Below are 21,972 nucleotides of genomic sequence, written 5' to 3' on the forward strand. Positions count from 1 at the left end.
ATCATGCGCGCTCCGGGTTTGCTCCTTAATTCGGATTGGCATTTAAAGCTGCTCGCCGCCACATTGCTTGTAGCGTTGGTGGTCGGATGCGGCGGTGGTGGTGGGAGCGGCAGTTCATCCGGCACGTCGGCACCCGCGCAATCGCTCACGAATATATCCACCGCGCCCCAAGCGCTAGCCTCTAACGCAGCAGCGGTGACCGTCGATTTCGGCGTAATCGGTGTGCCGAATATACCCTTCGTCAGCGTTACGCTGTGCGTGCCGGGCACGACGCAGTGTCAAACCATTGATCACGTGCAAGTCGACACGGGCTCCTCGGGGCTGCGGGTGTTCGCCACTCAATTGCCGGTGTCTTTGGCACTGCCGCAGGAGCGGGATGGCGCGGGCAATCCGCTTGCCGAATGCATGCAGTTCTTCGACGGTTATACATGGGGCTCGGTGCGGCTTGCCGATGTACAGATCGCCGGTGAAAAAGCCGCGTCGCTGCCGATTCAGGTGATCGATCAGGGCTATAGCGCAACGCCGTCGGACTGCAGCAGTGTCGGCGCATCGCGGAACACCCCTACGAGTCTGGCGGCCAACGGAGTGCTCGGCATTGGCGTGTTCAAGCACGATTGCGGTCCGGCCTGCGTGCAGAATGCAGTGCCGGCGACCTACTACAGTTGCGTCGGGACCAGTTGCACGTCGATCGCCGTCGCCGAAAACGTGCAGGTCGCCAATCCGGTTCCCTATTTCGCGACCGATAACAACGGTTCGATTTTGCTGTTGCCAGCCGCATCGTCAAGCGGCGAAGCCTCGCTCAGCGGGCAACTGGTGTTTGGGATTGGCACGCAGAGCAATAACGGCTTGGGCAGCGCGCAGGTGATCGGGGTCAGTCCGTCCACCGGCACGTTCAGCACAGTGCAAAATGGCACGACCTACTCGAGGAGCGTCATGGACAGCGGCTCGAGCGGGCTCTTCTTTCGAACCAGCGCGCTACCGATCTGCGCGACGCCAAACAACTCGTTTTACTGCCCTGCATCGACCCAGCAGTTGAGCGCAATGATTGAAGGTGTGAATGGTGCGATCAGTGCGGTCTCATTTGCTGTCGGCAATGCCGCGGAGCTCAGGCTGAATGATGCCGGCGATTCGGTGATGCCACTGCTTGCCGGTCCGGCATTCGGCACCCCGACGATGTTCGTCTGGGGCATGCCATTTTTCTACGGGCGTAACATCTATGCTGCCGTCGAGCAACAATCGACGCCTGGAGGAAAGGGGCCATATATTGCGTACTGAGATACGCCGCGTCGAACTCACAGTCGTGAATACGCGTGGCGCGCATCAAGTGAATTTCGGCGGAATCCGTCAATGTTTCGGCTGACGCAGCTAAATCGGACGGAGGATTATCGGTCTTGGGATCTCTGATCTCTTGTGGCGTTAACCAGATGCGGCCGCCTGCGTGACAGGGACGGCCGCTCTTTTTGCGCTCATGCCGGGCGACGTCGCGCCCATTACCTATAACGGTATGACTCCGTCTGCACACCCAATCCATCATGACTCGGCTGCTTGATTTCGACCTGGTAGCGCGCACGGAGCTGCTGACCTATCTCGTTGCTTCGCAATTGGCAATGCGTGAGAAGACCGGGCGATGGCTCAAGGTCGAGCACCTTGTCGAGCGTACACATCTCTGGCTGCGGGTAAACGGTCGCAAAGCTGACTGGCTGCAGCGCGTGACGCTGGCCTGCCGTGCGCAATATCTGGCGGAAAATGTGGCATGGACCTCACAACGAAGGTACGACGCGAAAACTGTGGCAGGCGCGTTTTTCGGTGGCCTGCGCCTCGACTTCCGGTCTCCAGCGGTGATCGAAATCTTTATCGCCTGCGCAGCCAACCTCCCTGGGCAGTTAACCTTCCCTGGCAAGTCGAGCATTGCCTGACGTTCGGTTTTCTTCAGTTTACTGTCCGCCGCACGGGTCAGGAAGCGACACGGCCGAAGTCTCGTTCTTCTTGAGTTTAATCCGCGTCGCGCTCGCGGCGCGAGGGAGGCTGCGAGCGCTAGATTGCGAAAGTGGATAGGCCTGTGCGCGGCCGTGGCATCGCCTATCGGTATCGCGTCGGCCATGGCGTCCGTCGGTGCGTTCTACCGTATCGCCATACACGTATCGGGCGTCAGACCGGGAACGTCATAGTGAATATGGCGCCATCTGCTAATCTGTCACACGTTCAATCAGACATGTGCACGAAATGTGGAATGCGATCAGCAACTTCGGCGATGCTGCCGTTACCCTTCCGCTGGCACTGGCCTGCGCGATATGGATCGCCTCATCGAATCGACTTGCGGCAGCTTACTGGCTGTTTCTTCTGTCAGCGGGGATGGCGATCGTCGGAGCAACGAAGATCCTGTACGCCGGCTGCGGCATTGAGATTAGCGAAATAGGATTCCGCGTTGTTAGCGGGCACACAATGCTCTCGTCAGCGGTATGGACGACTTGCATCGCGTTGTTTCTCCGCCGTACCGGGCATATGTCCATCGGCATAGCTCTGGGTCTCGCGAGTGGCGCTCTCATTGGTGCTGCTCGCATGTTTGAAGAAGCGCACACACTGTCGGAGGTCATTGCTGGTTGGGCACTTGGCTCAACCGTCGCATTGGTCTTTGTGCGCGTGCTCGACAAATCACACGTTGAACTGCGAGGCACCGCTGTCGCAGCTGCCTCACTTCTGCTGGTATCTGGGATCGCCTACGGACACCACGCGCCCTTTCAATCTTTGATCGAACGGTACTCACCCGGCGTCTGCGCGCGCTTCCTATAGCCCTCTGCTAGCCCGTCTCCTCGGCGGATAACGCCACAACATTGGCGATTAACATTCTGCGTCCAAACATAAACTCTACAAATCCAGATTACATTCCGTTCGTACTGCCGGACGGTACACAGGACGCAGATTCGCATGGTAATCGCTCTTTCGGTTCTATCGAGACTTTGTTTCGTCTGGATCATTGTCTATCTGATTTTCAGTTTCCATTCCTCCATATCGGTCGGTACACGACATAGCCAGAGACTCGTCTTTCTTGAGTTTCAGCCGTATCGTGCGCGTGACACAAGGGAGATCGCCAAGGCCAGCTTGTTGCAGGGAATGGCGCTGTGCGCGGCCTTGGCATTGACTTTGGGTATCGCGACATTCGTCGTCGGCGCGGTGATTTCATAGAGATTCATGACGGTGGAATCGATCAGGCCAGCTAGGGAACAATCGGGGGGCGATGTATTTTGCCGGCTATGAAATGCGCGAGAAGTGTCCTCGTGAAGAGTTGCTCCTGACATTTCTTAACAATTTTGTCGAGTGTTTTCGCGTAGACTCGGCCGTCAAAGTGCATTCGACCACACAGGCGCTGCCTATCAATTCACCGGCCTGCTCGCCGCCGATCACTCTCGTCGCTCTCCCCGCAAGCGCACCTGTTCACATGAGAATCGCCATCCTAGAATCCGATGCCACAGCACTTGACTGCGCGCTCGAAATCCTGTCGTCCGCTGGGCATCTCTGTTTTGGCGCGCTATGCGACAAAACATTGCACGGACTGCTCAAACAGGTGCCCGTCGATCTGGTGATACTCGATTGGGTGGCGCCAGATGCACTCCGATACGATACGTTGCGCTGCCTGTGCAGACGTGGATCCGTGATCCCCGTTGTTCTGTGCGTGACGCCGCGCACATCGCACCAAGTGATCGCCACGGGGCTGAAGAGTGGCGCAAACATCTGCATCGAGAAGCCACTCGACAGCTCGCAGTCGCTTGCGCACATTCACGCTTTTGGGGCGTCGTAGCTATCCTTCTTCCAAAGTCTTTTCAACCAGACTCATGTCTCAGGATCGCGCGAGCAAGCTGTAGTCGATCGAATCGGGGGCACGGCTGATTTTCAGTTACGTCAGCGCGGTAGGAGTGTTCGCCGACTTGACCAATCTTCGAGGCCCGCCTCAACTTGCCTGCCGCAGACTGCGCTGCATTGCGCGCCGCCGATCGCAGCTAACGATCCAACCGGTTCAACATTATCTGTCTATGTGAAGCGTCTCGCATCTTCGCGCTGGAGCAACGGCGCGTATTCGTGCAATTCCCGTGGTGCGATGTCGAAGGCGCGTCGGAATGCACGCGTAAAGCCCGACGCATCATTGAAACCCAACCCCGAGGCAATGTCCTGTACCTCCATATGCGGAAAGCGCACCAGTTCATCGGCCGCCATTCGCAACCTGCGGCTGCGGATATAAGCGGCCAGGCCACCTTCATGCTCAAATATGCGATACACGCTGGCACGCGAGAGATGCAGCGATGCCAACACGCTGTCAGGCGACAAATCCGGATCGTGCAAATGGGTCTCGACATGCCGCCGCACCTGTCCATAGACGGCAGCACGTAGCGCCGCGCGGCCATTGCCGGAAAGACCTGCTTGCCGGCTGAAAGCGGCGACAAGTAGCTCTGCCGCGGTAAGAAAGCGCTGACGGGCTTCCTCCCGGTCGAGCCCGGCGATTTGTCGATTTAACGCAACAACATGCTCAATCATCAGGCGTGTCAATGGGTTGGTGGCATGAATCCAGCGGCCATGCAGCGAGGCGGCATCAGGGAACGACCTTTCCACCAACATGCGCGGCAAAAAAAGGAGCAGTATCCGACCATGAAAACTCCGGATTTCGCACGGCTGATCCATGTCAAGCGCGAGGATACTTGGCACTTGCGGTATGTGAGGAGCGTCGGGCCGTGGTTTGCTGCCCAGGAATTGCGCCGGTTGCCCTTCAAGGAACACGCTAAAGCTGATGTCGCGAACACTTTCGGTCGAAACCCGACCCAATGACCGCACGGCCAGGTTCGGCCCGGTGCGGAAGTCAAATAAGCTCAGATTGTCGATCGTATAACGGGACAGCGATGCATCGAACGTATCCTCAGCCTGCTTTGACGAAGGCCGTATGTCGTAGACAGGACTCATACGCTCCTGCCAGGCCAGGAAGCTTTGACGGGCGTTGCCTTGAACGCTGAAATTACTGTGCACGATGCCAGGAGCAAGCGTCGGTGGCTCCGGCGGCAACAACAAGCGGCTTGGCGGCATAGCAGTGTGTAGCGGGTCGTCGTTCAATGCAGTGCTCGTCGTCGATTTTCGTCCAGTTTTGATCCGCCCCATGCGGCTGAACTTTATGTTGAGCCACTAGCCCGCTCGGAGCACGCTAGTGTTGGTTGCCAAGCATACCAGTACTTGCTTTGCCGTACAGCACAGCGAACGACTCACTGGCAAATCGATCGTTTCGTTACTCGGAAACCACACACGCTCTTGATCAGACCGACTATAGGTGGCTGCATCACATTTCCGTTTCGGCTTGTTGGAATGATCGCTTTCGGGGAAGGCCAGCCTTCGTGCGCGACTCGCGAGCAGCACTTTTATGCACCTCGATGATGACGACCATACGGTGCGCTGCGAATTTACAGATATTTAATATAAATATGCTAATCGACTATTTTTTTTGTGCGATGTCTTTTGAAATGTTTTTTTTCATTAAAACCGGTAATTTCTCATGGCGGAAAGTTGGGCCTCGTGTGGCGGCTAATGAATTGATCGCGGCCGCCAACATGTTGTTCGATTCGGCCAGGTAAATACGTCGCAAACCATCCTTATGTACGATTGGTCCCAGCAAGTAATCCGGCTCAAAGCAAGCTGGAACAGGCAACTAATTTCCGGGGAAAATCAGATGGGGTGCCCTTCAGTCCTTTACCGCAACAGCGCAATGCCGCCCCACGTTTCGCCTGAGACTGGCATCGTGAGGCGCATTGGCATAGTTCTGTTTGGCGGCTTTGCCCTTCCGGAGGCTGCAGCGGTCGTGGAGGTATTCCAGTCGGTGAATGCGCTCACTGAAGGCGAACGGCGCGACGGAATGCGTTACGACGTAAGTCTGTTGTCGGTGGCGGGAGGCAGGATCGTCAGTTCTTCATCGGTATTCGTCTGGACCGAAGGCATCGAGGCGCGGCGCGACTCAGAGCGCTTTCACGCTTTGTTCATTGCGGGCGGCGCAGGGGTGAACGATGCGCTACACGATGAACGCCTGATTGCCTGGCTGCGTCGGACGCATCCGCGCAGCGACTTGGTGTTCCCGATCGGCGAAGGACAATTGCTGCTAGACGTCGCCGGATTCGGGCAGGCCACCGGTGTTAAGCGCTACGGCAAACACACGGGCGAAATGAGGCAGATCGGCGCCGGTAATGGACCTTCGAGCGTCGCAGCCAGCCCGTTGCAAACAGCCATCGCAGTTGTGGAAAAGGATTTCGGTAGCGAAATTGCGCGTCAGATCGCTGACTGGGTCGAACCATCTACGGATAACCGGTTTACTGCAATTGTGCGCAAGAATGCTTCGGTAGGTGTGAGCGAGAATATCAAGGCGTCGGCGAAATGGCTGGAAGTGAACGGTCACCGCCAGATCTCGATCGACGCCGCCGCGCAGATCGCCGGCATGAGCGAGCGCAATTTCCTCAGGCGTTTCAAGATTGAAATGGGTGTGACGCCGTCTGACTATTTGCTGTACGTGCGGCTTGATATGAGCTGTCGCCTGCTTGTTGAAACCGTCCTGCCGGTCGACAAGGTGGCGCGTCATTGTGGCATTGGATGTGGCGGTCGGCTCGCGAAACTCTTCCGCAAGCATCTTGCGACGACACCTACCGAGTATCGCGCGAGCAAGCGGCCATGAGTGGCCAATAGCCGTGGGTGCATTTCGGACATGGCTCGCTTCGCTAATTGCCATCGGGTTGAAAGCCGGTCGAATCGCTTGTCACGAAAGCGTAGAAATTCTTTCGTGCCATTTGGCTACAATTTTTTAACGATGGTTTTAGCTATTCGGATTGGCGGAATCACGTCTGATAGTCGATGAATAGGTCCCTGCATACAGAATTCGTCAAAATTTTGACGCTAAAGAACGCGACATTCGGCCAGCGATTCGTGGCATATGAAAGAAGATCAACAACATTCTTACATTTATATAGGATGCCGAATAAAGTATTGAAAGATGATCGAATGATCGTGAACCGGACATCCGCTGCTGAAGCTTCTGCCTGAATGCTGCAATCGGTCCGTGACCGCCAACTTATTATCCTGTTCGGCCAACCAGCGATCTTATGCGTGCCGCTTGTGTACGATTGTCGAGACAGTTAAAACGGCTTAAATGTAGCCGTAGGAGGCCACTTATCTTCGGGGGGATGGCTGGATGGCAGGTTTTTTTGCCCGCAGTAGTCGTGATGCGACTCAGTCTCGGGTGTTTCATGACGTTCGCTCCGTAAGACGTATAGGCATTGCACTGTTCGACGGTTTCTCGCTACCAGAAGCAGCCACGGTAGTGGAGATTTTCCAGTCAGCCAATGCGTTCTGTATGTCCTCGCGCATAGGTGGGCCGCGCTACGACGTTCATCTCGTGTCGGTCAGTGGCGGCAAGATAGCGAGTTCGTCATCGGTGTTTGTTTGGACCGACAGTATCAAATCACGTGGTCATGCCGACGATTTTCATGCGCTCTTTATCGCTGGAGGTGCAGGCGTCCACAGTGTGTTGAGTGAAGAACACCTGATTGCCTGGCTGAGCCAACTCGACTTGCGCAGCGAACGGATTTTTGCAATTTCCGAAAGACGCTTGCTACTGGATGTCGCTGAATCATCGAATACTTCCCGAAAATTACGCCGAGGCGAAGGTGCTCATGAGGCCGCATGGAACGGACTGAAAGTGTCTACTTCCCAGCGATCAAACACTCCGCTGCGAGCCGCACTAGCGCTGATTGAAGAAGATCTCGGCTCGGAAATCGCATGGGAGATCGCCGGCTCTCTAAGGTTGCGCTATGACGAACAGTTTACTTCCATTCCAAAGAAGGACACGTCCGGAGCTGTGAGCGAAAAGATTCGGTCGTCGGCACAATGGTTGGACATGAACTGCGGAAGAACGATCACGATTGAAGAAGCGGCGCAATTCGTCGCGATGAGTGAGCGGAATTTCTTGCGCCGCTTCAAGATGGAAATGGGTGTGACGCCGTCCGACTACCTCTTATACGTTCGAATTGACAAGTGCTGCCATCTCCTTTCCGAAACTGACCTTCCGGTCGACAAGATCGCGCGGCGATGCGGAATCGGAAGTGGCGGACAGCTTTCAAAAGTATTTCGCAAATACCTTGGAGTGACGCCGACAGAGTACCGTGCAAGCAAAAGGTCGTTTAGTTAGGTGCGTCGACAAATGCTATAAAAAAGTATTCGTGGGGTACATCGTCGAATGACATGCAGTCGAATCAACGGATGCATGTCCGACCGTGAGTGGGGATTGCGATCAGTAAACCTCGGCAACGCTGAAACTCGTACCCACCGCATCACGCGCGGATGTGATTGGCGCCTTGTCCAGATCCCAGGCAATCGCGATATCGGGATCGTCCCACTGCAACGTGCGTTCATGCTCGACAAAGCCACGCTCGGTTGTCTTGCAAAGTACCTCTGCGACATCCGACAACACGAGGAAACCATGCGCAAACCCCGGCGGAATCCATAGCTGATGGCAGTTGGATGCCGATAGCCGTGCACTGATCCAGCGCCCGAACGTGGGCGACAAACGTCGCAAGTCAACTGCCACGTCGACCACTTCACCATTCACTACACGCACTAGTTTCCCCTGCGGACGCAGGATCTGATAATGCAGACCACACAGCACGTTGTGGGCGGATACCAAGTGACGCTCCTGCACGAATCGGTAGCCGCGCGCCACATGTTCCTCGAATTCCTCTTGATCGAAGCTGTCAAACGAAACGCCCCGCTTATCGGATTGGATGCATGGTTCGATCAGCTTGACGTCGCGAATTGCCGTGTGCTTAATCTTAATTGTCATCTGTAACGAATAAGATCAGGAATTGAAATTGACTTCGACGTGCTGCGAAACGATTTCAAACCGGTTTTAGCAGCGTTCGGCGAGATGCCGCTCAAGAATACCCATCTTTAGGACCATGAATGATACAAGAATGGGCTTAGCCTATAGCGCCAAAAGATTGGTTCGAGACGCCATCCATCACTCCAACCTCTAACTCCTTGCTATCCAATTGTGTAGCGAGTTGCCGAGAAAATCCGCTCGTGAAAGATCGTGGAAGCACCGCAACCTAAATTCGGCGGAATCCTTTAACATTTTGGCGTATCGGATCAGATACGACGTAGGACCAGTCTTCCATGATGAGCATGGCGTGACGTGAAACTGGTAGGCGGCGGGGTGGCGGCCAGTAGCTACCGGTTCAATTTGGCGTTTGAGTACAAAATTATGTCGGAACGGCGTCGCGGTCTTCGACGAGAATAAACTCCTCTCAAGCCTCCGGCAGTGATCCTCGGAATAGCCGGAAGCTTTTTAAACCGACACCACGTGTCGGTTTTTTTTCGTATTGGGAAAATTAGGCGTGGTCGAAAATCGGAGTATCCATTGGTGTTCACCGTGGCATCGTGATGGTGTTCACCAGAGACCAATCTAGCTGAAACCTTGTATGCGAAGCCGACGGCGTTCGAGAACTGCCTGATTAGCGACACTGATTGGCTGTACACATTGGCGTGAAAAACGCTGGGCGGGGTGGCGGATGTCGCCACATTTCTGACGGCTCTGCGTAAAAAGATTCAGAGAGTACTGCTATGCAGCAAGCGGCGATCTATGGCCGATCACGCCAGGCGTGCTGCCCGACCAATGCCTGGTTCGTGCGACGCACACCATTCCGGAGCGGGGCATACGGTACGTCACATACATCAGCCGGCGAGGCGAAAGACGACGGATAAAGCCAAACGTTTGTCATGAAAAATGCTGCGTTGCACGGTAGGCTCAAGACGTTCTAATTGTTAAATCAAGTGGCGAAATATATGGTGATCGCTCTTTCGATCCTTTCGAAATTTTGCTTCGGCTGGACGCTTGTTTATCTGATCTTCAGCTTGCTTTCCGCTTTGAAGGTCGGGAGGCGGCACCTCCAGCCACTCATCTTTCTTGAGTTCGAGCCGCGTCGCGCGCGCGGCCCTTGGGAAGCTTCAAGGGCTAAGTTGATGAAGCGGATGGGGCTATGCACGATCTTCATAGTGCCCGTCGGCATGGCGTCTTTTATCGTGTCGGAGTTTATTTCGTAGATCTGCATCAGTTCCTATCGAGCGCTGCTAACAACGTCAATGAAAGCTTATATGACATCGCGTTAGCCGGACGTCCTGTCCAAGGTCACAAAAGCAACCACTTGAAGTTACGGACGGACAGTCGCAATTCTCATTGACGATTCCAAAGTGGTAATTGCTCTGCTCATGGGGGGGGCGGCACGCCTCAGATACAGCTTTCTGCACTGGATGACATCATGTCCGTTGTGGCGGCAACAGACCAAAAAATTGGGTGGAATCAGCCAAATACATGGCGCAATTTGCCACGGTATTTTGCTCATATCTTGCTGAACTGGCGCACCTCGTTGACCTGAAGAGCTGCCGCGAATTTGTTCGATAGCATCAGATTGGCGGAGCATGAGTCTTCGGAATCCGCAGGTCGCTTCAACGTATGCAAACGACGTATGGGCTGGCTTTGAATTCGTGCAGATCGTGGACCATCGAAACTGAATGGAATCGGATGCGTCGCATGGGCCCGGATGCCCTTGGGAAGAACGTAGCATTGGAATTGACGCAGCCACCGAGCAGAGTCAGGCAGGCATCACGCAGTCAGATTTTATGAATAGTGAATGCCCAGTCGCGGTCGTGGCTTTTCACCCCAAATCGCGACGTTAATGGGCTGTTGCATGTGGGCAATGCACAACGCACGAGACTCGCGGATAGCCTATTCAGACGCGTCAGACGCGTCAGAAGCGAATGGGCTAAAACGCCAACATGTTGGCGTTTTCCGTCAGTCACATTACGTCTGAAGGTGGCCTATGTATGATGCACTGCAACTGAAGCCGAGGTGGCTCTTTTAAAGATGAGAAGTGGTGCTAGTGTTTGAGATTTAAGCTATCGCAGATCATTTATTCCGGCGCGCGAAGTACGAATCTCATGTCAAGTTAAAACTCCACGCCATTGCTGCGTGTGGGAGCAACGGGCGCCAGTCGTTAACTGCGCCACTCAATTCACTTCGCATCTGTTTGAGACAGACGTTGTAATGTCGGTGGACATGATTTTGGCGAACAGTGTAGGGCCTGTGATCGAAGGAGACATGTCGGGTCGCCGACAGTGTGCGGGGAAATTAAAAGTGCAAGATTTCTGATCCTGTTGGAATGTCGAATAGGAGTGCGTATGGGTTACAAGTCGATGAGTGAGGCGGAATTGAGTGATAGCGATATCAAGATAGTTCCGACGGAAGAGCGAGCCTCTGCAGCGGCTGTGCGACTCGTACCTGTTGTACTTGCGGGGGGAGCAGGTTCGCGACTGTGGCCCATGTCACGGGAACAATATCCCAAACAATTGATTGATGTGCTGGGACCGGATTCGCTACTACAAGCTACCGTGCAACGGATGAAAGGGTTTCATGCCGATGGAGGTATGGTGAGCACGCCGATCATCGTATGCGGCGACGAACACCGCTTCGTTACGTCGGAGCAACTCCGCGCAAGAGGAATCGATGCACGCATCGTGGTTGAACCAGCGCGACGCGACACGGCACCGGCGCTGACGCTCGCCGCTGCTGCGGCGTGTTCGGATGGTGACGACGCGATCATTGTTGCAATGCCGGCAGATCACGCGATCGAGAACGTCAATGCTTTCCAGTCGGCGATCGCGTTGGCAGTGCGGCATGCGCAGCGCGGCGCGATTGTGACATTGGGCGTGCCGCCGACGCGGCCTGATACAGGCTTTGGTTACATCAAGCTTGGTTCTGATCTTAGCGGTGGCGCGCATCGTATTGAGCGATTCGTCGAAAAACCCGCAGCCGAATTGGCTGCGCAGTATCTCGCATCGGGGCAGTACTGGTGGAACAGTGGGATATTCGCCGTGCGGGCGAGCGTCTGGCTCGCTACGCTTAAGCTCATGCAGCCGGCGATGCATGACGCGTGCTTGTTAGCACACGCACAAGGTGCTTGCGACGGGTTGTATTTCCGTCCTGGCGCGGAGGCTTTCAAGTCTTCCCCATCGGACTCGATCGACTACGCGGTGATGGAACGTCTCGGATCGGACGAACTATTCGCGGAAGGCGTGGTGGTGCCGCTTGACGCAGGGTGGTCGGATCTGGGGTCTTGGGACGCGGTATGGGAAGCATTCGACAAGGACGCGGACGGCAACGCCTCGCGCGGCCGGGTCGTGTTCGAAGGGGCGACGTCCAGCTTCGCGCATTCGCAAGGACGTCTCATTGCCTGCGTCGGAGTGACTAATGTGGTCGTTGTGGAGACCGACGACGCGGTGCTGGTCGCCGACCGCTCGCGCGTGCAGGAAGTAAAGAGTGTGGTCGGCCGGATGAGAGCGCTGCAAGCGCCCGAGGCCGACGCGCATCGAAAGGTACGGCGCCCATGGGGTTACTACGATTCAATCGATCGTGGTGAGCGCTTTCAGGTAAAGCGGATCGTCGTGAATCCGGGCGGCCGCCTGTCATTGCAATTACATCACCATCGCGCCGAGCACTGGATCGTGGTGAGCGGAACGGCACTCGTCACACGCGGTAATGAAGAATTCATGCTCAGTGAGAATCAGTCGACGTTTATTCCACTGGGCGTGACGCATCGTCTGGAGAACCCGGGCAAGTTGCCACTCGAACTCATCGAAGTGCAGTCCGGATCGTATCTCGGCGAAGACGACATCGTTCGTTTCGATGACACATACGGGCGCGCGTGACGCGTCGGCATGTTACGCAGTCCAACTTCAGGCGGGGAATCGCGAGATGCTCGGGATACAGGCGTTATTGGCGCGGCTTGTCGATGTTGTCCTCATCGTGGCGGGGGCCATGGTGGCGTCGCATATTCGCTTTGAGGACCTCGGGCAGAGTCGCGGAGACGGCGCGTTCATAACGTTTTCCGTTGCATTCGCGTTGGTATCGTTTCCGGTTTTCGGCTTGTACGAGTCGTGGCGTGGCCGTTCGATGTTGCGATTGACCGGGCAGGTTTCGATAGCGTGGCTGGTGGTGCAGGCGTGCGGTCTGGTACTGATGTTTTCGCTGCATCGCACGGATTTCATCTCGCGCCTGTGGTTCGCCTATTGGACCGCGATCACGGCCGGTTCATTGATCGTATCGCGACTGATGTTACATGCCGTGCTTCGCAGCGTGCGCTATGCCGGGCTGAATTTGCGCAACGTGGCAGTGCTCGGGGTCGGGGCTCATTGCCAGGAAGTGGTGTGCAAGCTCGAGGCGTCCCCTTCCAGCGGTTTTCGTGCATCCGCAGTGTTTGATGTGGGGCCGGGAGGGAGTGTCGCGCTGAACGGCGTGCCGGCGTTCGACGACTTTCACAAGTTTGCCGAACACGTTCGCAGCGCCGGCGTACGGGAAATCTGGCTGGCTTTGCCCTTGGCGGAAGCGTCGACCATGCTGCGCTTCGTCAATGAATTCCGTGACGACCTCGTGAACATCCGCTTCATTCCTGATGTGCGCAGCATGGCGTTATTCGAAGGCGGCGTGATCGACCTGATCGGAGCGCCAGCGATTAGCCTCGTCGCATCGCCTTTGCCAGCACGCGCAATCATGCAGAAGGAAATATTCGATCGCGTATTTGCGGCTCTTGCGTTACTCGCGTTGATACCGTTGTTGACGATCATTGCGGTTGCTGTGAAGTTTTCATCGCGTGGGCCGGTGTTCTTCACGCAGTATCGCAAAGGGGCCGATGGCCGCGTGTTCAAAATTTACAAGTTCCGGACGATGCGTCCACATGCAGAGAAAACAGGTGTGGTCACGCAGGCTACGAAGGGTGACCCGCGCATCACTCGCGTGGGTGCGCTGCTGCGGCGGACAAGCCTTGACGAATTACCGCAGTTTTTCAACGTTCTTCGCGGCGAAATGTCGGTGGTCGGGCCTCGCCCGCACGCGATCGAACACGATGAGCTTTATCAGAAAGTCGTCAACGGTTACATCCATCGCTACCGAATCAAACCGGGCATTACAGGTTGGGCGCAGGTAAACGGATTCCGCGGTGAAACGGACCGGGTCGAGAAGATGCAGAAGCGGGTGGAGCATGACCTTTACTACCTGCGCAACTGGTCGTTCGCATTGGACATGCGGATTGTCGTGACAACGGTAGCGAGGGGACTGGTTAGCAGCAACGCATATTAGCGATCCAGATGAAACACTCAAGCAGTTATTAAATTTCGGAATTGACGCCGTGAACCGTGCCTTCAGGCTTGGCGGCCCGTGAGGCGACGCGTGGCCGATTCCTCCGGAGTGTACGCACACAGACCGCGAGTTCCGCATGGAGAAAGCGCTTGACTCGAGATCTGAGTGCGCATTAGCCGAATCCGGAAAATGGCTTTTCGCCGTTCCCGAGCGGCATGGCAATCGCGATCTGAAAGAAAAGTTGGACGAAATTCGAGGAATAACTGATGGGATTTTCTGGAAAGTGTAGTGGAGACGGAGCGGGACGTCTTGTTCGCCGCTGTACTCGTCTACTGATGAGCGTCACCGCAAGTGCTGTGTTGTCGGCCTGTGCAATGGCTCCTGGAATGCGGATGACTACTCCGGCAACGCTGCCGGTCGCAAGCGGAAACTCAGAGGTGCCGCCGATCGAAATGCAGATTCCGATTGCCGATATCAACGTCGCCTTGACGGAAAGGATGCGCGAGGCGGATGTGAGGGCAAACGCAGTGCAACTGCGTGAGCTGTTGAGTAAGCCGGAGCCGTACACAGTGGGTGCGGGCGACGTCCTGCAGATCACCGTGTGGGATCACCCTGAACTGATGGCGGCGCTGGGAACCCAGACGCAAGCGAACAACCGGCCCTTCGATCCGGCACAAGGGTTCGTGATTGACAGCAACGGGGATGTGCAGATGCCGTATGCGGGTAGCGTTCATGTTGCTGGCCTACGCGTCGATCAGAGTCAGCAGGCGGTGTACGCCGCATTGAGCAGAGTGTTCGTCCGGCCGCAGGTGACGGTGCGTGTAGCTTCGTTTCGTGCCAAGCAGGTGTATGTGGACGGCGAGGTGCGCACGCCGGGCGCTGTTCCGATTAACGATGTTCCATTGACACTGCTCGAAGCCGTCAACCGGGCCGGCGACTTCAGTACGACGGCCGATCAAAGCCGGATGCTCCTCGTGCGGGACGGTGTGTCGTATCGGTTGAATCTCTCAAGCATGCTATCGAGCAATCAGAACTTTTCGAAAATACTGCTAAAGAACGGTGACTTGTTGCGTGTCACTTCGCGCGATGACAACGGCGTATTTGTCATGGGCGAGGTCAACAAGCCTGTAACCGCCATTCCCATGAAGAGCGGCAAGCTGACACTGAGCGATGCCCTATCGCAAGCCGGTAGCGTGAATAGTGCCAGTGCGGACGCAGCGCAGCTCTATGTGATTCGTGGGGCGTCCGACACGACGCCGCGGGTATTCCATCTCGATGCGCGTTCGCCAGTCGCAATGGTGCTGGCGAATCAATTCGAATTGCAACCCAAGGACGTCGTGTATGTCGATGGTAACGGTCTGGTTCGCTTCAGCCGCGTGCTGAATCTGCTGCTGCCCGCGATCAACGCAAGCATGACCGGGGCGATTGTAACGAAATGATAGACAGCATCCTTGTTGTGTGTGAAGGAAACATCTGCCGAAGTCCGATGGCTCAGGCGCTGCTCACAAAGCAGCTGCCCGGCGCCAGTGTGATGTCCGCAGGTTGTGCCGCGGTCGTCGGACGCGGTGCTGATCCCATAGCTGTCGAATTGATGGCGGAGCGTGAGATTGACATCAAAGGTCACATTGCAGTGGACCTGAACCTGCTCCATATGCGCTCGGCAGAACTGGTTCTGTCGATGACGCACGAGCAGCGCAGAAGGATTGAAGCGAACTATCCCTTCGCGAAGGGTAAGGTCTATCGCCTCGGCGACCATGAGGGCATAGACGTACTGGACCCGTACCGCAAAGGACGCGCGGCCTTCGAAACGGCCTTGGCGCAAATCGAGCGTGGCGTGGCGAACTGGCTCGACGCAATGGTTCGACTGACTCACTAATCTATGGCAACCGTAAACCAAAATCGATTCATCGATTCGTCGAATGGCGACGAAATACATCTCTCCGACTACCTTTCGGTTATAGCGGAGAGCTGGAAGCTGATCGTTGCCATTGCGGCGGCCGTGCTGATAATCGGGACTCTCTATGCGTTTATTGCGAGGCCGGTGTATCGAGCCGACGCGATGATCCAGGTTGAAGACAGTGCAAATTCAACCAAGGACGCACTGGGCGAACTGGCTTCGATCTTCGACACCAAGCAGACCGCAGACGCGGAGATCGAGTTGCTCCGATCACGACTCGTGGTCGGCCAGACAGTGCAATCGCTGCACCTCGATATCAGCGCGCAGCCGCGGTATTTCCCGCTCATCGGCGCCGTTCTGGCTCGGCGCGCGGGGCCCAATGAATTGGCGCCGCCTCTGTTTGGTCTCGGGCGTTTTGCGTGGGGCGGCGAGAAGATCGAAGTGTCGCTTTTCAATGTGCCGCGTGAGCAATACGACGTCAGGTACACGGTGGTGGCACGTGGCGGAGACAAATTCGATCTGATCGATCCTGATGGCAGCGTTGTTCTTCACGGGCAGGTGGGCAGCGTGACCCGAGGCGGCGAATCAGCGGGTCCAGTTGAATTGCAGATCTCGCGTCTTGAAGCGCGACCGGGTACGCAATTTTTTCTGACTCGGGCTTCCACGCTCCTCACGATCGATCGGTTGCAGGACGCGCTTGTCATCGCCGAGAAAACCAAGCAGTCCGGGGTGATCGGCGTTTCGCTCGACGGCTCGGACAGCAAGCGCACCGCCGAGATCATCAATACGATCGCAGGGACGTATGTTCAGCAGAACATCGACCGGAAGTCCGCGGAAGCGGAGCACACACTCAGCTTTCTCGACCAGCAATTGCCGCAGCTTCGCAAACAGCTCGATCAGGCAGAGGATCGCTATAACGCTTTTCGCAACCGAAAGGGAACGGTCGATCTGACCGAAGAAAGCCGTCTACTGCTGCAACAGATTGTCGACAGCAAGACCAAACTGGTCGATTTGCAGCAACAGCAGATCGAGATGGCGCAGCGTTTTACACCATCACACCCGGGTGTTGTAGCGCTGGATGCACAGATCGCATCGCTCGAAGCGCAACAGACTCAGTTGAACAAGCGCGTCTCGACTTTGCCGGACACGGAACAGTCCGCCCTGCGCCTACTGCGTGATGTGCGTGTCAACACGGAGTTGTACACGAACCTGCTGGACAGCGCGCAGCAGTTGAAGATCGTCAAGGCGGGTCAGGTCGGCAATGTCCGCGTGGTTGACTTCGCCGTCGCGGGCGAGGTCCCGGTCAAGCCGAAGCGGGCGCTGGTGATCGTGCTGGCGGCGGTGCTGGGACTCATTGCGGGAACGGCGGCGGCATTCGTCAAGAACGCGCTGTTCGGCGGCGTGGAAAACAGCGAGGAAATCGAACAGGCGCTGGGCCTGCCGGTTTACGCAGCCGTGCCGCACAGCGAGACACAGGTGCGTTTGCGTCAAGGCATGCGGCGGGGTCGCACCGGTCATCACGTGCTTGCCTCGATCGCGTCGCACGACGTGGCCATCGAAGGGATTCGGAGTTTGCGCACCGCGCTGCAGTTTGGTCTGCTCGATGCTGCCAATAACGTGATCGTCATTACCGGTCCGCGTCCTGAGGTCGGGAAATCCTTTATGTCAGTGAATCTGGCAGCTGTGCTCGCGAGCGGTGGTAAGCGCATCTTGCTGATCGATGCGGACATGCGGCGCGGTGATTTGCACAGCTATTTCGGTGTGTCCAGACACCCGGGGCTTTCGGATGTCATCGCGGGATTGGACATCGATCGTGCGGTCCTGCGTGAGGTGCTGCCTAACCTCGACGTTCTGCCGAAGGGCTCATTGCCGCCGAATCCGGCCGAACTGCTGATGAGCGAGCGCTTCAAGACATTGCTAGAGCACGTCTCGAGTCTCTACGACATCGTCATTGTCGACACGCCGCCGTTGCTGGCCGTGACCGATGCGGCGCTGATCGGTAAGCACGCCGGCACGACCTTACTGGTGGTGCGTCATGGCCGCCACCCCATGCCGGAAATTCTGGAGTCTGCTAACCGTCTGCGCAATGTCGGTGTCGCCCTCAAGGGCGTGCTGTTTACCGATGTGCCGCAGAGACGTCTTGGCTATGGCACGTATTACTACGGCTACGAAAGCAGTGCGGAATAAGCGTCGCAACACCCGAGCAAGGCGCGAGGACGGTCCCGGCGCATCGATTACGAGGAGCATCACACCATGAGTCACAAAGTTGCCTTGATTACCGGCGTCACAGGTCAGGACGGTTCGTACCTTGCCGAATTACTGTTGAGCAAGGGTTACGAAGTTCACGGCATCAAGCGCCGCTCGTCGCTGTTCAACACAGAACGAATCGATCATCTGTATCAGGACCCGCATGCGTCAGATCGCCGCTTCATCCTGCACCACGGCGATCTGACCGACTCGACCAGCCTCGTGCGGATCATTCAACGCGCGCAGCCTGACGAGATTTATAACCTCGGGGCACAGAGCCACGTCGCAGTCTCATTCGAGGAGCCGGAGTATACGGCGAACGCGGACGGCATCGGCGCGCTGCGGATCCTCGAGGCGATCAGGATTCTCGGTCTCGAAAAGAAGACGCGCTTTTATCAGGCCTCGACGTCTGAACTCTACGGATTGGTACAGGAAATCCCGCAAAAGGAAACCACGCCTTTCTACCCGCGGAGCCCGTATGCGGTGGCCAAGCTGTATGCCTACTGGATCACCGTCAACTATCGCGAAGCTTATGGCATCTACGCGTGCAACGGCATCCTGTTCAATCACGAGTCGCCGGTGCGCGGTGAGACCTTTGTGACGCGCAAAATCACACGAGCGATCTCCCGCATTGCAACGGGCCTACAGGAGTGTCTGTACCTCGGCAACATGTCCGCGCTGCGGGACTGGGGCCACGCGCGCGATTACGTCGAGATGCAATGGTTGATGCTGCAACAGGAACAGCCCGAAGACTTTGTGATTGCGACGGGCGTGCAGTACAGCGTGCGCCAGTTCGTTCAGCAAGCCGCCGCCGAATTAGGTGTTCATTTGCGCTTTGAAGGATCGGGCGTCGACGAGGTAGGCATTGTCGAGCGCGTCGTAGGTGGCGAAGCGAAAGTTGCGCCGGGCGACGTAATCGTGCGTGTCGATCCGCGCTACTTCCGCCCGGCCGAAGTGGAAACGCTGTTGGGTGATCCCACCAAGGCGCACGAAAAGTTGGGCTGGAAACCAGTTACGTCGTTCGAATCGCTGGTCAAGGAAATGGTGCGGGCTGACTACCAGGTCGCGAAGCGGGATGCGTTGGTGACGCTCGCGGGATTCAAGACGTTTGAGTACAACGAGTAAACACCATGGACAAGAGCGCTCGAATCTTCGTCGCCGGACACCGTGGGATGGCCGGCTCGGCCTTGCTACGCAATCTCGCGACCCGTGGTTACTACAACGTGATAACGCGCAGCCGTTCCGAGCTCGACTTGACGAATCAAGCCGCTGTAGAGGAATTTTTTCGTGACGGTGCCATCGACGTGGTCCTGCTTGCCGCCGCCAAGGTCGGCGGCATCCTAGCTAACGAGAGTTACCCTGGGGACTTCCTGTATACGAACCTGATTATCGAGGCCAATGTGATCCACGCGGCCTATCGAGCCGGTGTTCGGAGGCTGGTGTTTCTCGGGTCGTCGTGCATTTATCCACGCGAATGTCAGCAGCCTATCAAAGAAAACTATCTACTGACCGGTCCGCTCGAGAAGACCAACGAGCCCTATGCGATAGCAAAGATCGCGGGTATCAAGTTGTGCGAGGCCTTCAACCATCAATACGGAACGCGATACCTATCGATGATGCCGACCAACCTTTATGGACCAAATGACAACTACGATTTGAAGACTAGCCATGTGTTGCCAGCATTGCTGCGCAAGGCGCACGAAGCGAAAGTCAGTAGAGCAGATAGTATAACGGTCTGGGGTACAGGCCGCGCACGCCGAGAATTCCTGCATGTCGACGACATGGCTGATGCAGCTGTGTTTTTGCTTGAAAGTGAGATCGGTGGAGGCTTGTACAACGTTGGCTGCGGCGCGGACGTCACTATCGAGGAACTGGCGCGTGCGGCAATGCATGCCGTGGACTTCGAAGGTCACATCGAGTTTGACGCCAGCAAACCGGACGGCACACCACAAAAGCTGCTCGACGTTAGCAAGCTCGCTGACCTCGGCTGGCGCGCAAAGATTGGTCTCGAAGACGGATTGGCTACTACATATCGGGATTTCCTGCGACGCTACGAGTCGCAAGTTCTGGAACGGGCCTAGTCGCGTTCCGACAGCATACGAAAATGATCCAATTCTACGGGAGCGGTGCGATGTGGGCTTTGCCGAACAGACCGTGTCGTGCCTGATTGTGATGTGGAAGTTCTTGCTCGCGTGTCTATTGGGGCTGAAATCGATTGGTCTGGTCGCGGCATGCATGATGGTGTCGCGTATTGCAGAGTCGCTAACCACGAAACTTTCTGCCAAGCGCTATTTGAATTTGGATTGCAATATTTTGAGTGGTGAAGAGTTCGATCGGAATACGTACAGGAGCGCGACATGACCACCCTTATGCTCGTCGAGCCCGAAGCCACGGGTCACCGGATGATTCTGTACGTGCGTCTGATTGTTGCGGAGGCGCTCGCTCGTGGATGGCGGGTGATATTGTTGACTAACGCTTCGGCGACTCTTCATCCCGCTTGTAAAGCAGTCGTATCTGAGTTCGGCGAACGATTGAGAATCGTGTTGATGCCCGACGTAGCGCGTGGAGGCAGTGGCCAACTCGATTTGCTTCGCTCGCAATACTTATCAATTCGCGCGTTCCAGGCCGGGTATCGGGCGGTTTCGCGGCACGATCGTGTCGATTTCGTTTACGTACCCTATTTTAACTATATCGATAAGGTTGTGGGCTGGTACGGATCGCCGTTTGGCGATGTACTTTTCGGCGGAATGATGGTTGCCGCGAAGTTTCACCACTACAAATGTGGTATCGCCGGAGTGAGCGGCAAGCAGGACAAGATCAATGAGTTGTTGTTTCGTCTTGCGCTGCGTGTGCCGAATCTCGGATTGTTGACGTCGATCGACGAACCGCTGGAGACTTACGTACATCACGCGATACCACGCCATTCCAGAAAATTTTGCTACGTTCCGGATGTCTCGTCTATTCGGCAACCTTGCGAACGAATCAGCGCGCGTGCTACGTATGGGTTTTCCGCAACCGATTTTGTTGTCGTGTCATATGGTTCTTTAAGTCCGCGCAAAGGGCTGGCGAAATTGTTGACCTTGTTCGGGGCACCGGATCTTCCGTCGCATTTTCGGTTGTTGCTAGTGGGATCGCAGGACGCTGATGCGCAACGTATGGTTAGCGAATTTCTCTTTCGTCATCCAGAACGCGAAATGCAGCTAGTTATCGTCGACCGCTTTGTTACCGAAGTGGTGGAGGGGCAGGTATTTGCTTGCGCCGACGTCGTCTGGCTTTGTTATGAAAACTTCAGTGGCATGAGCGGCGTACTGATTCAATCTGCACAGGCAGGTGTTCCGGTGGTCACAGCTGGCTATGGTTTGATTGAACGCAACCGTAAGAAGCACGCGCTCGGAATCCAGTGGGACGAGTTCGCAATCGCGGATAGCGCTGGTATGCGTTTCGACTGGTCGCGGCTGATCAACTCGGTCTCCGCAATGAGTGGCTCCTCGTCGTTACGCGAGTTCGCTGGGGCGCATGCGCCGCAAGCGTTCGGGCGTAACGTCATCGATGCGATTGCCGCCGCCCGCATCCGGTGCGCTGCTTCGGAGCAGTGCCCTGTTTCTTGATTTTTTCGGAAGTGTGGAGCGTG

The 21,972-nt window shown here is 56.2% G+C and carries 18 protein-coding genes; 15 read left to right on the top strand and 3 right to left on the bottom strand.

The window, feature by feature from the left end:
• The first annotated feature begins 3 nt into the window (after nt 1-3).
• From SB772_RS11865 to SB772_RS11875, 3 genes are all read left to right on the top strand, one after another.
• The gene (locus tag SB772_RS11865) at nt 4-1,275 is read left to right on the top strand and encodes a DUF3443 domain-containing protein (protein WP_410833447.1); all 1,272 of its coding nucleotides are present in this window, start codon (nt 4-6) and stop codon (nt 1,273-1,275) included.
• Nucleotides 1,276-1,532: 257 nt separating this feature from the next.
• Entirely contained in the window at nt 1,533-1,916 is a 384-nt protein-coding gene (locus tag SB772_RS11870) for a hypothetical protein (protein WP_410833448.1), read from the top strand.
• Between the two features lie 307 nt (nt 1,917-2,223).
• Nucleotides 2,224-2,790 (top strand): phosphatase PAP2 family protein, encoded by a 567-nt coding sequence (locus SB772_RS11875; protein WP_410833449.1) that lies wholly within the window; start codon nt 2,224-2,226, stop codon nt 2,788-2,790.
• Between the two features lie 263 nt (nt 2,791-3,053).
• Here SB772_RS11875 and SB772_RS11880 read toward each other — a convergent pair whose 3' ends face one another.
• On the bottom strand, nt 3,054-3,191 hold the full coding sequence (locus SB772_RS11880; RefSeq protein ID WP_410833450.1) for a hypothetical protein: 138 nt from the start codon (nt 3,189-3,191) through the stop codon (nt 3,054-3,056).
• A gap of 44 nt (nt 3,192-3,235) precedes the next feature.
• Between SB772_RS11880 and SB772_RS11885 the strand changes: the two genes are divergently transcribed.
• Nucleotides 3,236-3,796, top strand: coding sequence for a hypothetical protein (locus tag SB772_RS11885; RefSeq protein ID WP_410833451.1), 561 nt, complete (start codon nt 3,236-3,238; stop codon nt 3,794-3,796).
• Nucleotides 3,797-4,026: 230 nt separating this feature from the next.
• Here SB772_RS11885 and SB772_RS11890 read toward each other — a convergent pair whose 3' ends face one another.
• Nucleotides 4,027-5,094, bottom strand: a complete 1,068-nt coding sequence (locus SB772_RS11890) for a helix-turn-helix domain-containing protein (protein ID WP_410833452.1) — start codon at nt 5,092-5,094, stop codon at nt 4,027-4,029.
• A gap of 607 nt (nt 5,095-5,701) precedes the next feature.
• Here SB772_RS11890 and SB772_RS11895 point away from each other — a divergent pair.
• Together SB772_RS11895 and SB772_RS11900 are read left to right on the top strand one after the other, a co-directional pair.
• Complete coding sequence (locus tag SB772_RS11895; protein ID WP_410833705.1) at nt 5,702-6,691, top strand: GlxA family transcriptional regulator; 990 nt, start codon at nt 5,702-5,704, stop codon at nt 6,689-6,691.
• A gap of 513 nt (nt 6,692-7,204) precedes the next feature.
• Nucleotides 7,205-8,200, top strand: coding sequence for a GlxA family transcriptional regulator (locus tag SB772_RS11900; protein ID WP_410833453.1), 996 nt, complete (start codon nt 7,205-7,207; stop codon nt 8,198-8,200).
• Nucleotides 8,201-8,302: 102 nt separating this feature from the next.
• Here SB772_RS11900 and rfbC read toward each other — a convergent pair whose 3' ends face one another.
• Entirely contained in the window at nt 8,303-8,851 is a 549-nt protein-coding gene (gene rfbC / locus SB772_RS11905; protein ID WP_410833454.1) for a dTDP-4-dehydrorhamnose 3,5-epimerase, read from the bottom strand.
• 1,001 nt (nt 8,852-9,852) lie between these two features.
• Between rfbC and SB772_RS11910 the strand changes: the two genes are divergently transcribed.
• The 9 genes from SB772_RS11910 (at nt 9,853) to SB772_RS11950 (ending at nt 21,949) form a co-directional block, all read left to right on the top strand.
• Entirely contained in the window at nt 9,853-10,110 is a 258-nt protein-coding gene (locus tag SB772_RS11910; RefSeq protein ID WP_410833455.1) for a hypothetical protein, read from the top strand.
• 1,134 nt (nt 10,111-11,244) lie between these two features.
• Nucleotides 11,245-12,771: a mannose-1-phosphate guanylyltransferase/mannose-6-phosphate isomerase gene (locus SB772_RS11915; protein ID WP_410833456.1), complete on the top strand. Its 1,527-nt coding sequence runs from the start codon at nt 11,245-11,247 to the stop codon at nt 12,769-12,771.
• A gap of 46 nt (nt 12,772-12,817) precedes the next feature.
• Nucleotides 12,818-14,197, top strand: a complete 1,380-nt coding sequence (locus SB772_RS11920; protein WP_410833457.1) for an undecaprenyl-phosphate glucose phosphotransferase — start codon at nt 12,818-12,820, stop codon at nt 14,195-14,197.
• A 335-nt stretch (nt 14,198-14,532) separates the two neighbouring features.
• Nucleotides 14,533-15,636 (top strand): polysaccharide biosynthesis/export family protein, encoded by a 1,104-nt coding sequence (locus SB772_RS11925; protein WP_410833458.1) that lies wholly within the window; start codon nt 14,533-14,535, stop codon nt 15,634-15,636.
• Nucleotides 15,633-16,073, top strand: coding sequence for a low molecular weight protein-tyrosine-phosphatase (locus SB772_RS11930; RefSeq protein ID WP_410833459.1), 441 nt, complete (start codon nt 15,633-15,635; stop codon nt 16,071-16,073). Before SB772_RS11925 ends, SB772_RS11930 begins: the two co-directional genes overlap by 4 nt.
• Nucleotides 16,074-16,076: 3 nt before the next feature.
• Nucleotides 16,077-18,281: a polysaccharide biosynthesis tyrosine autokinase gene (locus SB772_RS11935; protein ID WP_410833460.1), complete on the top strand. Its 2,205-nt coding sequence runs from the start codon at nt 16,077-16,079 to the stop codon at nt 18,279-18,281.
• A gap of 66 nt (nt 18,282-18,347) precedes the next feature.
• On the top strand, nt 18,348-19,466 hold the full coding sequence (gmd, locus tag SB772_RS11940) for a GDP-mannose 4,6-dehydratase (protein ID WP_410833461.1): 1,119 nt from the start codon (nt 18,348-18,350) through the stop codon (nt 19,464-19,466).
• Nucleotides 19,467-19,471: 5 nt separating this feature from the next.
• Nucleotides 19,472-20,422, top strand: coding sequence for a GDP-L-fucose synthase family protein (locus SB772_RS11945; protein ID WP_410833462.1), 951 nt, complete (start codon nt 19,472-19,474; stop codon nt 20,420-20,422).
• A gap of 276 nt (nt 20,423-20,698) precedes the next feature.
• On the top strand, nt 20,699-21,949 hold the full coding sequence (locus SB772_RS11950; protein ID WP_410833463.1) for a hypothetical protein: 1,251 nt from the start codon (nt 20,699-20,701) through the stop codon (nt 21,947-21,949).
• The last annotated feature ends 23 nt before the right edge of the window (nt 21,950-21,972 follow it).

It is taken from the genome of Paraburkholderia sp. SIMBA_030 (assembly GCF_046535245.1).
In the GTDB taxonomy this organism is placed as follows: domain Bacteria; phylum Pseudomonadota; class Gammaproteobacteria; order Burkholderiales; family Burkholderiaceae; genus Paraburkholderia.

What these genes read in the sequence shown, in the direction of transcription:
- rfbC (WP_410833454.1), bottom strand. Translation starts at nt 8,851, where the DNA reads ATGACAATTAAGATTAAGCACACGGCAATTCGCGACGTCAAGCTGATC.
- SB772_RS11880 (WP_410833450.1), bottom strand. Translation starts at nt 3,191, where the DNA reads ATGAATCTCTATGAAATCACCGCGCCGACGACGAATGTCGCGATACCC.
- SB772_RS11875 (WP_410833449.1), top strand. Translation starts at nt 2,224, where the DNA reads ATGTGGAATGCGATCAGCAACTTCGGCGATGCTGCCGTTACCCTTCCG.
- SB772_RS11865 (WP_410833447.1), top strand. Translation starts at nt 4, where the DNA reads ATGCGCGCTCCGGGTTTGCTCCTTAATTCGGATTGGCATTTAAAGCTG.
- gmd (WP_410833461.1), top strand. Translation starts at nt 18,348, where the DNA reads ATGAGTCACAAAGTTGCCTTGATTACCGGCGTCACAGGTCAGGACGGT.
- SB772_RS11915 (WP_410833456.1), top strand. Translation starts at nt 11,245, where the DNA reads ATGGGTTACAAGTCGATGAGTGAGGCGGAATTGAGTGATAGCGATATC.
- SB772_RS11950 (WP_410833463.1), top strand. Translation starts at nt 20,699, where the DNA reads ATGACCACCCTTATGCTCGTCGAGCCCGAAGCCACGGGTCACCGGATG.
- SB772_RS11895 (WP_410833705.1), top strand. Translation starts at nt 5,702, where the DNA reads ATGGGGTGCCCTTCAGTCCTTTACCGCAACAGCGCAATGCCGCCCCAC.
- SB772_RS11925 (WP_410833458.1), top strand. Translation starts at nt 14,533, where the DNA reads ATGAGCGTCACCGCAAGTGCTGTGTTGTCGGCCTGTGCAATGGCTCCT.
- SB772_RS11885 (WP_410833451.1), top strand. Translation starts at nt 3,236, where the DNA reads ATGTATTTTGCCGGCTATGAAATGCGCGAGAAGTGTCCTCGTGAAGAG.
- SB772_RS11930 (WP_410833459.1), top strand. Translation starts at nt 15,633, where the DNA reads ATGATAGACAGCATCCTTGTTGTGTGTGAAGGAAACATCTGCCGAAGT.
- SB772_RS11870 (WP_410833448.1), top strand. Translation starts at nt 1,533, where the DNA reads ATGACTCGGCTGCTTGATTTCGACCTGGTAGCGCGCACGGAGCTGCTG.
- SB772_RS11900 (WP_410833453.1), top strand. Translation starts at nt 7,205, where the DNA reads ATGGCAGGTTTTTTTGCCCGCAGTAGTCGTGATGCGACTCAGTCTCGG.
- SB772_RS11910 (WP_410833455.1), top strand. Translation starts at nt 9,853, where the DNA reads ATGGTGATCGCTCTTTCGATCCTTTCGAAATTTTGCTTCGGCTGGACG.
- SB772_RS11920 (WP_410833457.1), top strand. Translation starts at nt 12,818, where the DNA reads ATGCTCGGGATACAGGCGTTATTGGCGCGGCTTGTCGATGTTGTCCTC.
- SB772_RS11935 (WP_410833460.1), top strand. Translation starts at nt 16,077, where the DNA reads ATGGCAACCGTAAACCAAAATCGATTCATCGATTCGTCGAATGGCGAC.
- SB772_RS11945 (WP_410833462.1), top strand. Translation starts at nt 19,472, where the DNA reads ATGGACAAGAGCGCTCGAATCTTCGTCGCCGGACACCGTGGGATGGCC.